This window comes from Novosphingobium tardum, from assembly GCF_042652045.1.
GTDB classification, from domain to species: domain Bacteria; phylum Pseudomonadota; class Alphaproteobacteria; order Sphingomonadales; family Sphingomonadaceae; genus Novosphingobium; species Novosphingobium tardum.
In genome coordinates this window covers 243,124-256,177 of the sequence record NZ_JBHSDR010000006.1, presented here as the reverse complement: position 1 = coordinate 256,177, position 13,054 = coordinate 243,124, and the positions used below count along the sequence as shown (strand labels likewise).

The 13,054-nt window shown below is 65.8% G+C and carries 12 protein-coding genes; 7 read left to right on the top strand and 5 right to left on the bottom strand.

Going from position 1 to position 13,054, the window contains the following annotated elements:
• Positions 1 to 2,661, top strand: coding sequence for a pyruvate, phosphate dikinase (ppdK, locus tag ACFO0A_RS09210; RefSeq protein ID WP_379538715.1), 2,661 nt, complete (start codon positions 1 to 3; stop codon positions 2,659 to 2,661).
• Position 2,662: 1 nt separating this feature from the next.
• Here the strand turns inward: ppdK and ACFO0A_RS09205 are convergent, their stop codons facing one another.
• On the bottom strand, positions 2,663 to 3,433 hold the full coding sequence (locus ACFO0A_RS09205) for a class I SAM-dependent methyltransferase (RefSeq protein ID WP_379538714.1): 771 nt from the start codon (positions 3,431 to 3,433) through the stop codon (positions 2,663 to 2,665).
• Positions 3,434 to 3,511: 78 nt separating this feature from the next.
• Between ACFO0A_RS09205 and ACFO0A_RS09200 the strand changes: the two genes are divergently transcribed.
• From ACFO0A_RS09200 to ACFO0A_RS09185, 4 genes are all read left to right on the top strand, one after another.
• Positions 3,512 to 4,258 (top strand): double zinc ribbon domain-containing protein, encoded by a 747-nt coding sequence (locus tag ACFO0A_RS09200; protein ID WP_379538713.1) that lies wholly within the window; start codon positions 3,512 to 3,514, stop codon positions 4,256 to 4,258.
• Positions 4,259 to 4,631: 373 nt separating this feature from the next.
• Positions 4,632 to 5,006 (top strand): phosphoribosyl-AMP cyclohydrolase, encoded by a 375-nt coding sequence (hisI, locus tag ACFO0A_RS09195; protein WP_379539637.1) that lies wholly within the window; start codon positions 4,632 to 4,634, stop codon positions 5,004 to 5,006.
• A gap of 31 nt (positions 5,007 to 5,037) precedes the next feature.
• Positions 5,038 to 5,487, top strand: coding sequence for a MerR family transcriptional regulator (locus ACFO0A_RS09190; RefSeq protein WP_379538712.1), 450 nt, complete (start codon positions 5,038 to 5,040; stop codon positions 5,485 to 5,487).
• Between the two features lie 2 nt (positions 5,488 to 5,489).
• Positions 5,490 to 7,295, top strand: coding sequence for an acyl-CoA dehydrogenase C-terminal domain-containing protein (locus tag ACFO0A_RS09185; protein ID WP_379538711.1), 1,806 nt, complete (start codon positions 5,490 to 5,492; stop codon positions 7,293 to 7,295).
• Between the two features lie 16 nt (positions 7,296 to 7,311).
• Here ACFO0A_RS09185 and cysK read toward each other — a convergent pair whose 3' ends face one another.
• The 4 genes from cysK to tyrS form a co-directional block, all read right to left on the bottom strand.
• Positions 7,312 to 8,229, bottom strand: a complete 918-nt coding sequence (gene cysK, locus ACFO0A_RS09180) for a cysteine synthase A (RefSeq protein ID WP_379538710.1) — start codon at positions 8,227 to 8,229, stop codon at positions 7,312 to 7,314.
• A complete protein-coding gene (locus tag ACFO0A_RS09175; RefSeq protein WP_379538709.1) occupies positions 8,226 to 9,527 on the bottom strand; it encodes an MFS transporter in 1,302 nt (433 codons plus the stop codon). The genes cysK and ACFO0A_RS09175 overlap by 4 nt, the downstream gene beginning before the upstream one ends.
• Positions 9,528 to 9,603: 76 nt before the next feature.
• Positions 9,604 to 9,942: a PilZ domain-containing protein gene (locus tag ACFO0A_RS09170; RefSeq protein WP_379538708.1), complete on the bottom strand. Its 339-nt coding sequence runs from the start codon at positions 9,940 to 9,942 to the stop codon at positions 9,604 to 9,606.
• Positions 9,943 to 10,035: 93 nt separating this feature from the next.
• Entirely contained in the window at positions 10,036 to 11,265 is a 1,230-nt protein-coding gene (tyrS, locus tag ACFO0A_RS09165) for a tyrosine--tRNA ligase (protein WP_379538707.1), read from the bottom strand.
• Between the two features lie 48 nt (positions 11,266 to 11,313).
• Here tyrS and ACFO0A_RS09160 point away from each other — a divergent pair, with 48 nt between their 5' ends.
• Together ACFO0A_RS09160 and ACFO0A_RS09155 are read left to right on the top strand one after the other, a co-directional pair.
• A complete protein-coding gene (locus ACFO0A_RS09160; RefSeq protein ID WP_379538706.1) occupies positions 11,314 to 11,856 on the top strand; it encodes a DOMON-like domain-containing protein in 543 nt (180 codons plus the stop codon).
• On the top strand, positions 11,853 to 13,052 hold the full coding sequence (locus ACFO0A_RS09155; RefSeq protein ID WP_379538705.1) for an exo-beta-N-acetylmuramidase NamZ family protein: 1,200 nt from the start codon (positions 11,853 to 11,855) through the stop codon (positions 13,050 to 13,052). Before ACFO0A_RS09160 ends, ACFO0A_RS09155 begins: the two co-directional genes overlap by 4 nt.
• Positions 13,053 to 13,054 lie beyond the last annotated feature (2 nt).

The following is a 13,054-nucleotide window of genomic DNA, read 5'->3' as shown; positions in this document are numbered from 1 at the left end:
ATGAAGCAGGTCTATACCTTCGGCGGCGGCGAGACGGCTGACGATCCGCGCACGCGCGACAAGACCATCGTCGGGGGCAAGGGCGCCAACCTGGCCGAAATGGCCGGGATCGGCCTGCCCGTGCCGCCGGGCTTCACCATCACCACTGAAGTCTGCACTCGCTACAACGCTGCCGGCCGCAGCTTCGACGACGGCCTTCGCGAGGCGGTGGCGCAAGGCGTCCGGCATATCGAGACGACTACCGGCCGCCGCTTTGGCGATCCCGACAATCCGCTGCTGGTGTCGGTGCGTTCGGGCGCGCGCGTCTCGATGCCGGGCATGATGGACACCGTGCTCAACCTCGGTCTCAACGACGCCACCGTGGCTGGCCTTGCTGCCGCATCCGGCGACGCGCGTTTCGCGTGGGACAGCTATCGCCGCTTCATCCAGATGTATTCCGACGTCGTCCTTGGCCTTGACCACCATAGGTTCGAGGATGCGCTGGAAATCGTCAAGGAAGACAACGGCTTTTACAACGATGTCGAACTGGGTGCGGAGCATTGGCAGGCCCTCGTGGCCGAGTACAAAGGCATCGTCGCCGAAGATCTCGGGCGCGAATTCCCGCAAGATGTCGACGTGCAGCTATGGGGGGCGATCGCTGCGGTTTTCGACAGTTGGAACGCGGAACGCGCAAAGGTCTATCGCCGGCTTAACGCAATCCCGCATGATTGGGGCACCGCCGTCAACGTTCAGGCAATGGTCTTCGGCAATATGGGCGACACCTCAGCCACCGGGGTTGCCTTCACCCGCGATCCGGCGACGGGCGAGCGCGCCTGGTACGGCGAATGGTTGGTCAACGCGCAGGGCGAGGACGTCGTCGCCGGCATCCGCACTCCGCAATACCTGACTCGCGCGGCGCGCGAACGCGCCTCGGCCAAGCCGCTGAGCATGGAAGAGGCCATGCCCGAAGCCTTCGCGGAGCTGGGCCGCGTGTTCGATCTGCTCGAGCGTCACTATCGCGACATGCAGGACATCGAGTTCACCGTGGAGCAGGGCAAGCTCTGGATGCTCCAGACCCGCAGCGGCAAGCGCACCGCCAAGGCGGCCTTGAAGATGGCGGTCGACATGGCGGGCGAGGGCCTGATCACCGAGGCCGAGGCCATCGGGAGGATCGACCCGATGGCGCTGGACCAGCTTCTTCATCCGACGCTCGACCCCGCCGCCACGCGCGACGTCCTGACGCGGGGACTTCCCGCATCGCCCGGCGCGGCATCGGGGGCAGTAGTGTTCGACGCGGATTCCGCCGAGCGCCGTGCCGCGATTGGCGAGGCAGTCATCCTTGTTCGTGTTGAGACTTCACCTGAGGATATTCACGGAATGCACGCCGCACGCGGTGTTCTTACCGCGCGCGGGGGCATGACCAGTCACGCCGCGGTCGTCGCGCGCGGGATGGGGCGTCCGTGCGTGTCGGGTGCATCGGCGCTGTCGATCGACATGGCCGCCCGCACCGCGCGGATCGGCGACCGCGTGCTTCACGAGGGCGACGTCATCACCCTCGACGGCGCCAGCGGCGAAGTGATGGCCGGCGAAGTGGCGACGATCGAGCCCGAGCTGGTTGGCGATTTCGGCGTCCTCATGGGTTGGGCCGACCGCCACCGCCGCATGAAGGTGCGCGCCAACGCCGAGACTCCGGCCGACTGCCGGGTCGCTCGCCAATTCGGGGCAGAGGGCATCGGCTTGTGCCGGACCGAGCACATGTTCTTCGATGCCGCGCGCATCAGCGCGGTGCGCCAGATGATCCTGGCCGAGAACGAGGCCGGGCGCCGGGCCGCGCTGGCCAAGCTTCTTCCCGAGCAGCGGGCCGACTTCGCCGCGATCTTCGACGTCATGGCCGGCCTGCCGGTGACAATCCGCCTGCTCGACCCGCCGCTGCACGAATTCCTGCCGCAGGGCGACGCCGAGTTCGAGGAGCTTGCGACGATCACCGGCCTGGGCGTCGCGCATCTGCGCCGGCGCGCCGCCGAACTCCACGAATTCAATCCGATGCTCGGCCATCGCGGCTGCCGTCTCGGCATCACGTACCCCGAGATATACGAGATGCAGGTCCGCGCGATCTTCGAGGCCGCATGCGACGTCGCGAAGTCCGCCGCCGAGGCGCCGATCCCCGAGATCATGATCCCGCTGGTCGCCACCGCGCGCGAGCTCGAAATCATGCGCGCGCTCGTCGACCGGGTGGCGCACGAGCTCTTCGCCGAGCGCGGGGCCAGCGTCGAATATCTCGTCGGCACGATGATCGAATTGCCCCGCGCGGCGCTGATGGCGGGCGAGATCGCCGCCGACGCGGCGTTCTTCTCGTTCGGAACGAACGACCTCACCCAGACGACACTGGGCGTATCGCGCGACGACGCGGCAAGGTTCCTCGGGCCCTATGTCGACCAGGGGATCTATGCCCACGATCCTTTCGTCACGCTGGACATCGACGGTGTCGGGCAGCTCGTGGCACTGGCGGCCGAACGCGGGCGTGCGGCGCGGCCCGGGATAAAGCTCGGGATCTGCGGCGAGCATGGCGGCGATCCGGCGAGCATCGCGTTCTGCGAGGCGCAGAAGCTCGATTACGTCTCGGCGTCACCGTATCGCGTGCCCATCGCCAGGCTTGCGGCCGCGCAGTCGGCACTGCGCTAGATCAGGCTTCTTTCCAGCCGCTTAGGGTCAGTATCTCGAAGGTTTCTTCGGTCCGTCCCTCGGTTCCTGCGGCAGAGAAGGCGGCCCGCGCGCGGTCGCGCATGGCGCGGGTAAGGGCGGGGCCGGGTCGGGCAAGAACGCTGCCAAGGCCCTGCGCGCGCAAGTCAGCGACGAGGCGGTCAAGGCTGCCGAACCGGACTGTCAGTGTGCGGCTGTCGATCACTGGGCGGGCAAAGCCGCAGCGCTGCAGCAGCATGCCCCCGGCGCGGACATCGACCTGCGGGTGGATCCGTGGGGCCGGCCGCTCTGCATCCCCCGCGGCCATCGCCTCGCGCAGCCGGCCCAGCGATCCCGCGCCGAGGAAGCTGGCAATCATCAGTCCCCCGGGAGCGAGCGCATGGCGCAAGTGCACGAGCGCTCCCGGCAGGTCGTTCACGGTGTCAAGTGTGCCCAGACTTACCGCGAGATCGAACTGGCCAAGCTCAAGAGGATGTTCCTCGTCGATCGACTCCTCGCCGGCGCCTGGAACCGGGTCGGCCGAGACGACGGCTGCGTCCTGGCGCGCAAGGGTTTCAGCGACCCGCCCGGTCCAGTCGCCGATGACCAGCGCCCGGGCAGGAGCATGGCGCAGGAACGCCAGGCGCTCGATGACGTCGTCGTCCATGTCGTCGATGACGTAGCGGGGCGCTTCGGTCCCGCGCTGGAGGACGCGCATCCTGCGGCGGGCCGCCGCCCGGCGTCGAGGAGAGAAGATGGTTGGCGGGGCGGTCATGCGCTTCGTCTCCTGCCGCCCCGCAGCCATCGGCGCAACCGCTTGCCAAACCGCCATAGCGCTTGCCAGAAGCGAGACATGGCGTCGCCGCACCTGCTTACCCCCTTGATCGATCTCGTCTTTCCGCCCCGTTGCCCGCTTTGCGGCGACGCCGTGGCGGAACAGGGCGGACTGTGCGCGGCGTGCTGGCAGACGCTGCCGGCGCCGGGCGAGCCGGCTTGCGCGCTGTGCCAACGGCCGATGCCCGACACCGTGACGCCGGGCGAGGGCGCAATCTGCGCGCCCTGCATGAAGGAGCCACCACGCCACGACGGCATTGCGGCGGCCACGCTCTATGCCGAATCGTCGCGGAAGCTCGTTCTTGCCCTGAAGCACGGCCGCAAGCTTGCGCTGGCCACACTGCTTGGCCGAATCATGGCGTCACGGATGCCGCCACTCGACGGCGACTGGCTGGTCGTTCCGGTGCCGCTGCATCGCTGGCGGATATGGCGTCGCGGCTTCAACCAGTCGGACCTCCTGGCCGAACACATCGCAAGGGCGCGCGGCGCTGTCCTGGCAGTCGACGCATTGCAGCGCCATCGCGCCACTCCGTCGCTGGGCGGATTGTCGCGACGCGAGCGTGCCGTGGCTCTCAAGGGAGCCATCGTCGCGAACGCCCGATGGCGCGAGCGGCTGCGGGGCGCCCGGGTCCTGCTCGTGGACGACGTCATGACCAGCGGGGCAACAACAGATGCCTGCGTCACAGCCCTGCGGAAGATCGGCGTCGGGCAGGTGCGGATTGCATGCTTTGCTCGCGTTATCGACGAGGTTTTGCCGCCGGCGTGATGAGAGGGTGGTTGAGCGGCGCGTTGAGGGAGCCCAAACGAAAAGCGCCCGGAACCGCAGTTCCGGGCGCTCTCGTGACGATTCCAAACCGGCGCCGCGCTTGTTTGCGCTGGCGGCGATCATTCGATCGCTTCGCCGAAACCCCTCATTCTACCGAAAGTGGAGCGGCGCTTAGCGCCTGCATCCGCCTTCGCGGTATCCCTGAACTTTGGCGCGTGCCGCACCCGGCTCCCTCAAGCCGTGAGCGTCTTGTTCCTCAAGCCGCGCGACGGTGAAAGGCCAATATGCGGTCGCGATGGATTTTGAAGAGTACATGTGGTTATCGTGCAACAAGCACCTTTCGAGCTGAATCGTGCATTCCGGGAGCCCGATCATCGCCGCCCAACCCCCTGAAAACTATGCAATTGAGCCATTCGCGCCGCGATTTGATGCTGCCGGACTGATCACTGCGGTAGCGGTCGACGATCGGACGGGCGCTCTGCTCATGCTTGCTCACATGGATGCCGAAGCGCTTGCGCGGACCCGCGAGACCGGGAAGGCACACTTCCATTCACGCTCCCGCGGCCAGTTGTGGATGAAGGGCGAGTCGTCCGGCAACGTCCTTCACGTCACCGAGATCAGGGTCGATTGCGACCAGGACGCGATCGAATTGCGCTGTCGACCGGCAGGCCCGGCTTGCCACACGGGCGCGACGAGTTGCTTCTACCGCAAACTGGAAGACGACGGCCTGCACCGGGTTTTGGATTGACGTTAACGTAAAGGGAAAGTACGGGCGGCGCATGTCCCGTCAATCCGCAAGCACGCCCAAATCGGGCAACAGCGGCGCGCATCTCGAGCGTCTCGATGCGCTTGCCCGCGATTCCTATTCCATCTCCGACCTATCGGGCGAATTCGGCGTTACTGCGCGAGCGCTCCGATTCTACGAGGACGAGGGACTGATTTCCCCGACGCGTGCGGGCAAGTCCCGCGTCTACGACAAGCGCGCCAGGGCGCGACTTGCGTGGATCATGCGGGCCAAGAACGTCGGGTTCAGTCTAGCCGAGATCCGCGAGCTAATCGACCTCTACGATCTTGGTGACGGCCGGATCGAGCAGCGCAGGGTTACCATAGCCCGTTGCCGTGAGCGGATCGAGGCACTGACCCAGCAAAAGCGCGACATCGAAAGCGCCATCGCCGAACTGACCGATTTCGTCGCAACGCTGAGCGACGCCGAACCGAAGGAAACCTGATCATGCCCGTTTACAAGGCGCCCACCCGCGACTGCCGCTTCATCGCCAACGAAGTTCTGAACCTTGAAAGCTATGGCAACCTGCCGGGGTTCGAGAACGCCGGGCAGGACATGACCGACGCGGTCATCGAGGAAGCCGGCCGCTTCGCCGCCGAAGTGCTCGCTCCCCTGAACATGGCGGGCGATGCGGAAGGCTGCAAACGCAATGCCGACGGCTCGGTCACCACGCCCACCGGGTTCAAGGCGGCTTTCGAGCAGTTCCGAGAGGCGGGTTGGGGCACGCTCGCTGCGCCCGAGGCCTTCGGCGGGCAGGGCCTCCCCCACGTCGTCGGATTCGTGATGGAGGAATTCCTCGCCAGCTCCAACCAGGCGTTCGCGATGTATCCCGGCCTGACGAACGGCGCGGTCTCGGCGATCATCGCAAAGGGTTCGGCCGAGCAGCAGGCCAAGTATCTGCCCAAGATGGTCGCCGGTGAGTGGCTGGGCACGATGAACCTTACCGAGCCGCAGTGCGGCACCGACCTCGGCATGATCCGGACGCGGGCGGTCCCGCAGGCCGACGGGAGCTATGCGATCACCGGAACGAAGATCTTCATTTCGGCAGGAGAGCACGACCTGACCGAGAACATCATCCACCTCGTGCTTGCCAAGACGCCCGACGCGCCCGATTCGACGAAGGGTATCTCACTGTTCATCGTGCCCAAGGTGATGGTCAACGACGACGGCTCGCTGGGGGCGCGCAACGCGGTTTCTTGCGGCAGCCTCGAGCACAAGATGGGCATCCACGGAAACGCCACCTGCGTAATGAACTACGACTGCGCTACCGGGTACATGGTCGGCGAGGAGAACAAGGGCCTTGCCGCGATGTTCATCATGATGAACGCCGCGCGCCTCGGAGTTGGCATCCAGGGTCTCGCGCAAGGCGAGGTCGCCTATCAGAACGGGGTCGCCTACGCCCTCGAGCGCCGGCAGGGCCGGGCGCTGACGGGTCCTGCAGAGCCGCAGGAAAAGGCCGATCACCTTTTCGTGCACCCGGACGTGCGGCGGATGCTGATGGACGGCAAGGCGCTGACCGAGGGTCTGCGTGCGCTCTGCATGTGGGGTGCGCTCCAGGTCGATCTTTCCCACAAGGCAGCGACCGAACAGGAGCGACAGACCGCCGATGACCTGATCAGCCTCCTGACGCCCGTCATCAAAGGCTACGGCACCGACATGGGCTACAAGGTCGCTACCGACATGCAGCAGGTCTGGGGCGGGCACGGCTACATCGTCGAGAACGGCATGGAGCAGTTCGTGCGCGATGCGCGGATCGCGATGATCTACGAGGGCGCGAACGGGGTCCAGGCAATGGACCTCGTGGGCCGCAAACTGGCGCTGAACGGCGGGCGCGCGGTTCAGGCCTTCTTCGCTGTCGTGGATGCCGAGGTCGCCGCGTCAGCCGGCGATGCGACGCTTGCTCCGATCGCCGAAAAGCTGGGCAAGGCCGTTGCCGAGATGAAGGCGGCCACGATGTGGTTCATGCAGAACGGCATGGCCAACCCCAACAATGTGGGGGCCGGGGCCTATTCCTACATGACCATCACGGGGATCGTGGCGGTCGGCCTGATGTGGCTGCGCATGGCCAAGGTGGCAGGCGCCAAACTGGCGAGCGGGGGCGGCGAAGACAGTGCCTTCTACGAGGCAAAGCTCGTCACCGCGCAGCACTTCGCCAACGCCATGATGCCAGAGGCAGGATCCCTTCGGCGCAAGATCGAAGCCGGATCGGACATCCTGATGCGACTTCCCGCCGAAGCGTTCGCCACCGCCTAGGCGGCGGCACTGGCGCTTATTCGGGCAGGAAGTCAGGCACCGAGAGGTAACGCTCGCCGGTATCGTAATTGAACCCCAGAACGCGGGCCTTGGGGTCGATTTCTGGGAGCTTCTGCGCGATTGCAGCGAGCGTAGCCCCGCTGCTGATGCCCACGAGGATGCCTTCCTGAGCGGCGCAGCGGCGAGCCATCTCCTTGGCCTTGCCGGCGTCGACCTGGATCGCTCCGTCGATCGCCTGGGTATGCAGGTTCTCGGGGATGAACCCGGCGCCGATGCCCTGGATCGGGTGCGGCGCAGGCTGGCCGCCCGAAATGACGGGGGAAAGCGTCGGCTCGACCGCGTATGCCTTCAGACCCTTCCAGGTCTTCTTGAGTTCCTCTGCGCATCCGGTGAGGTGACCGCCCGTGCCTACGCCGGTGATCAGGACATCGATCGGCGCATCGGCGAAATCGTCGAGGATCTCATGCGCGGTGGTTCGAGCGTGAATCGCGATGTTGGCGGCGTTTTCGAACTGCTGGGGCATCCACGCGCCCGGCGTCTCATCGACGATCTGCTGCGCACGTTCCAAGGCCCCCTTCATCCCCTTTTCCCGCGGGGTCAGGTCGAAGCTCGCGCCATAGGCCAGCATCAGGCGGCGGCGCTCGATCGACATGGAGTCGGGCATGACCAGCACGAGCCGGTAACCTTTGACGGCGGCGACCATCGCCAGGCCGATGCCGGTGTTGCCGGAAGTAGGCTCCACGATCGTGCCGCCCGGCTTCAGGCTGCCGTCCGCCTCGGCCGCCTCGACCATGGCGAGCGCGATCCGATCCTTGATCGAACCGCCGGGATTCGAGCGTTCCGACTTCACCCAGACCTCGTGATCGGGAAACAGCTTCGACAGCCGGACGTGCGGAGTGTTGCCAATGGTGGCGAGGATGTTGTCAGCCTTCATGTCGCGGACTCCTTCAGCGTTTCAGCCGCATTGCCGGGCGGCGCGGCGGCGCGATACTGCGGCGCGAACGTCTTTGCCCGGCGCAATTCGGGAAAGATCGCGGCCCAAACCGCGGTAACGATAATGGCTGCGGCGCCGCCAAATACAACCGCCCCCGTCGCGCCGAGCAGCGCGGCGGCCAGTCCAGACTGCATCTCGCCCAGTTCGTTCGACGCGGAAATGGCGAGGCCGGAAATCGAAGATACGCGCCCTCGCATTTCGTCCGGCGTGTTGAGCTGGACGAGGCTGGAGCGGATGAAGACCGAAACCATGTCCGCTGCCCCAAGCAGCGCGAGGAGGGCCAGTGACAGCGGGAAATGGCGCGAAAGCCCGAAGCCGATCGTCGCGCCGCCGAACACCACGACCGCCCACAGCATCTTCGAGCCCACGTTGCGGTGCAACGGTCGGAACGCGAGGGTGAGAGCGACGACCGCGGCACCGAGTGCCGGTGCGGCGCGCATCTGGCCAAGTCCTTCGGGGCCGACCTGCAGGATGTCGCGGGCATAGACGGGCAACAGCGCGGTCGCGCCCCCCAGAAGGACGGCAAACAGATCGAGGGTGATGCACCCGAGCAGGAAGCGCTCGTTCCATACAAACGACAGGCCTTCACCCATCTGGCGCACAGGATGCACGTCGCGGCGAACAGCGGGCAACGCGAGCTTCCTGATCGTCAGGATCAGGCCGGCCGACAGCCCGAGGAGGACGGCCGCGGTCCAATAGGGAAGTTCGGGATGCGCGGCGAACAGCAGTCCCCCGGCAGCTGGACCGGTGACCGACGCGCCCTGCCAGGCGATGGAGTTGAAGGCGATCGCGCGAGGTAGCAGGGAGGGCGGCACGATATTTGGCGCGATCGCGCTCAGAGCCGGCCCACTGAACACGCGCGCGGTGCCGTGCGCGGCGGCAAGGCCGAACAGCAACGGCAGATTGAGCGCGTCGAAATGGGTAAGGGCACCGAGCGCGAGCGCGATGCACAGATCGATGGAGTTGGCGAAGGCGGCCAGCTTTCGTCTGTCGAACCGGTCGGCGGCCAGACCGGCGACAGGTGTGAGGAAGAACAGCGGAACGAACTGGAACAGGCCGAGCAGGCCGAGCTGGAACGCCGCTGCGGCGCGGCTCATGCCATAATCGCTGCGGGCGATGTCGTAAGTCTGCCAGCCGATCACCACGACCATCGCCATCGTGGCCAGGACCGCCATGAAGCGGGCCAGCCAGAAGCGTCTGAAATCACGGATCTGCAGTGGCGAAGTCGGCTCGGTCACGGTCGAGCGATGACATCCGCGCGGCCGGTTGCCAAGCCGCGATTATACGCGGCCGGGCAAATGATTTCTTGTTGGCCTAGCGCGCGCTGCGCAAGCGCGGGTTGGGCTGCAGCGCGTCGATCATCTTCATGAAATCGTCGAGGCGCAGGATGCGTTCGAACTGGAAGCCGGCACGATCCTCGCTGCTCCAGATCAGGAACGCCTCGATCCTGCCGATGGCGGGGAGGCGAATCGTCACACGATCGCCCTTGCCGAGATCGAGCTGGCCATCGACCATGAACCCGTTGGCCGAGATATTGACCACGTGCAGCATCACATCGCCCAGCACGCGATGCTCCCCGATCACCGGATAATCGACCGGGTGCCGCGCGGCGCGGCGAAGATCGGTAACCGAAAGATTTGCTCCGGCGGACATGAATACTCCCTCGTGACGACCCCTATGCCGACATGATGAGGGAGAATGGCGAATATTAGGTAAACTCGCTGGCCGAGCCTTCCCGCAATTTGATCACGCTCGGCGCAAGATGCCGTGACGCTTCTTGCCCGAGGAAAGGCGGATGTCGTCGGTCCCCAACGCGATCACGTGAGCTTCGTCCGTCACCGGCGACCCATCGACGCGCGCCCCGCCGCCCGCGACGAGGCGCTTGGCTTCGCCACGGCTGGTCGCGAACCCGATCCCGACCAAGGCATCGACAATCGTCAACGAAGGCACATCGACGACGTGCACCGGCAAGTCCTCGCCGATCCCGCTGCCGCTGAATGTCGCCTCGGCCGTCGCTTGCGCGGTGCGGGCGGCTTCCTCGCCCCGGCACAACGCGGTGGCAGCGTTGGCCAAAGCGACCTTGGCGGCGTTGATCTCGCTTCCCTCAAGCGCCTCGAGACGGGCAATCTCGTCCAGCGGAAGGTCGGTGAACAGCCGAAGAAACCGTCCGACATCGCGGTCATCGGCGTTGCGCCAGAATTGCCAATAATCCCAGTCAGGCAGCTGGTCGCCGTTGAGCCACACCGCGCCGGCGGCGGTCTTGCCCATCTTGGCGCCATCGGCCGTGGTCAAGAGCGGAGTGGTCACGCCATACAGGTGCGTCCCGTCGATCCGGCGGGCAAGCTCGATTCCGTTGACGATGTTGCCCCACTGGTCCGACCCGCCGAGCTGGAGGCGACAGGCGGCGCGCCGTGAAAGCTCGAGGAAGTCGTAGGCCTGAAGGATCATGTAGTTGAATTCGAGGAAGGTCAGCGGCTGCTCGCGGTCGAGCCGCAGCTTCACCGAATCGAAGCTGAGCATCCGGTTGATCGTGAAGTGCCGGCCCACGTCACGCAGGAAAGGCACGTATTCCAGCGCGTCGAGCCAGTCGGCATTGTCGATCATCACAGCGTCGGTCGGGCCGGTTCCGAAGGTCAGGAACCGTTCGAATACGCGGCGGATCGAGGCAATGTTGGCGTTGATCTGGTCCGACGAGAGCAACTGGCGGCTTTCGTCCTTGCCCGAAGGATCGCCCACTTTGGTGGTTCCCCCGCCCATCACCACGATCGGCTTGTGACCGGTCTGCTGCATCCGCCGGAGCATCATGATCTGGACCAGGCTGCCGACATGGAGCGATGGCGCGGTGGCATCGAAGCCGATATAGCCGGGAACGACCTGGGCCATGGCGAGGGCATCCAGGCCCGCGCCGTCAGTGAGCTGGTGGACATAGCCGCGCTGGTCGAGCACGCGGAGCAGATCGGACTTGAAAGCGTTCATGGCGCGCGCGCCTAGCACGCCACGACCGAACACGAAAGGACAGTGCCTTTGGCAACGCATCGACTGATTCCCCATCCGGCCATGCCGCCCGCGACCGTTCGCGGGGTCGAGGTGCAGTGGATCGAGACAGGGAAGGACCAGTTGCTTCTGCGTTACCGGGTGGACGGGCACGACGAGGTGGTCCTGCCAGATTTCGCCGGAAAGGGCCGGGCAGACGGACTGTGGCAGACCACCTGCTTCGAAATGTATGTCCAGGGAGCGGGCGAGCCCGGCTATCTGGAATTCAACTTTTCGCCGTCGCAGCGCTGGGCCGCATATCGTTTCGACGATTATCGCGAAGGCATGCGCGAGCAGCCGCTCGATCACGAACCCTTGTGCGAAGGCAGCGCGGGCGAGCGGTTCTTCGTGCAGGAAGTCACTCTGCCGACGGCCGGCTTTCCTACAGGACCGCTTCACGTCGGCCTGTCCGCGGTGATCGAGGAAGGCGACGGGACCAAGTCGTACTGGGCGCTGGCGCATCCGTCCGACAAACCCGATTTCCACCATCCGGCTTGCTTCACGCTGGAAGTGCCGCCAACGGCCACCGCATGAACTTCGGCATCGACCGCCTGCTGGCGGACCCTGAACTGCGTCGCCCGCTCGAAGGCAAACGTGTCGCGCTGGTGGCGCACCCCGCTTCGGTCACGGCCGGTCTCGTGCATTCGCTCGACGCCCTCGCCGCTTGTCCCGGGATCACCCTGTCCGCCGCCATGGGCCCACAGCACGGGCTGAAGGGCGACAAGCAGGACAACATGGTCGAAACCGCGGACTTCACTGACCCGGTGCTCGGCATTCCGGTATTCAGTCTCTACGGCGAGGTGAGGCGGCCGACCGGCCAGATGATGTCGTCTGCGGACGTGTTCCTGTTCGACCTGCAGGACCTCGGCTGCCGGATCTACACCTTCGTCACGACACTGCTCTATCTGCTCGAGGCCGCGGCGGCGCAGGGCAAGGCGGTATGGGTGCTGGACCGTCCGAATCCCGCCGGCCGCCCGGTCGAGGGGACGACATTGCTGCCGGGCTGGGAAAGCTTCGTCGGGGCAGGGCCCATGCCCATGCGCCACGGGATGACGATGGGCGAGATGGGCCGCTGGTTCATCGATCACTTCGCCCTCGACGTCGAATACCGCGTGATCGAGATGGAAGGCTGGCGACCGGACGAAGCGCCCGGTTTTGGATGGCCGCAGGACAGGCTGTGGATCAACCCGAGCCCCAACGCCGCCAACCTCAACATGGCGCGCGCCTACGCCGGCACAGTCATGCTCGAAGGCACCACTTTGAGCGAGGGGCGCGGAACGACCCGTCCGCTCGAACTGTTCGGCGCGCCGGACATCGACGCGCGCGCCGTCCTTGCCGAAATGCGCCGTTTCGCTCCGCAATGGCTGGAGGGCTGCGCGATCCGCGAGGTGTGGTTCGAGCCGACCTTTCACAAGCATGCGGGCAAGCTCAACAACGGCCTTCAGTTGCACGCGGAAGGCCGCTTCTACGATCACGCCGAGTTCAAGCCCTGGCGGCTTCAGGCGCTGGCGTTCAAGGCGATCCGGACGCTTTATCCCGACTATCCGCTGTGGCGGGATTTTCCGTACGAGTACGTCTTCGACAAGCTGGCGATCGACGTGATCAACGGCGGTCCGCAGCTGCGCGAATGGGTCGACGATGCCGGCGCCGCTCCCGGCGACCTTGACGGACTGGCGCGTGCCGACGAACATGCCTGGATAACAGAAAGGCGAGCGTTCCTCGCCTACTAGGC

What these genes read in the sequence shown, in the direction of transcription:
- ppdK (WP_379538715.1), top strand. Translation starts at nt 1, where the DNA reads ATGAAGCAGGTCTATACCTTCGGCGGCGGCGAGACGGCTGACGATCCG.
- ACFO0A_RS09185 (WP_379538711.1), top strand. Translation starts at nt 5,490, where the DNA reads ATGCCCGTTTACAAGGCGCCCACCCGCGACTGCCGCTTCATCGCCAAC.
- ACFO0A_RS09190 (WP_379538712.1), top strand. Translation starts at nt 5,038, where the DNA reads ATGTCCCGTCAATCCGCAAGCACGCCCAAATCGGGCAACAGCGGCGCG.
- ACFO0A_RS09155 (WP_379538705.1), top strand. Translation starts at nt 11,853, where the DNA reads ATGAACTTCGGCATCGACCGCCTGCTGGCGGACCCTGAACTGCGTCGC.
- tyrS (WP_379538707.1), bottom strand. Translation starts at nt 11,265, where the DNA reads ATGAACGCTTTCAAGTCCGATCTGCTCCGCGTGCTCGACCAGCGCGGC.
- cysK (WP_379538710.1), bottom strand. Translation starts at nt 8,229, where the DNA reads ATGAAGGCTGACAACATCCTCGCCACCATTGGCAACACTCCGCACGTC.
- ACFO0A_RS09200 (WP_379538713.1), top strand. Translation starts at nt 3,512, where the DNA reads ATGGCGTCGCCGCACCTGCTTACCCCCTTGATCGATCTCGTCTTTCCG.
- ACFO0A_RS09205 (WP_379538714.1), bottom strand. Translation starts at nt 3,433, where the DNA reads ATGACCGCCCCGCCAACCATCTTCTCTCCTCGACGCCGGGCGGCGGCC.
- ACFO0A_RS09170 (WP_379538708.1), bottom strand. Translation starts at nt 9,942, where the DNA reads ATGTCCGCCGGAGCAAATCTTTCGGTTACCGATCTTCGCCGCGCCGCG.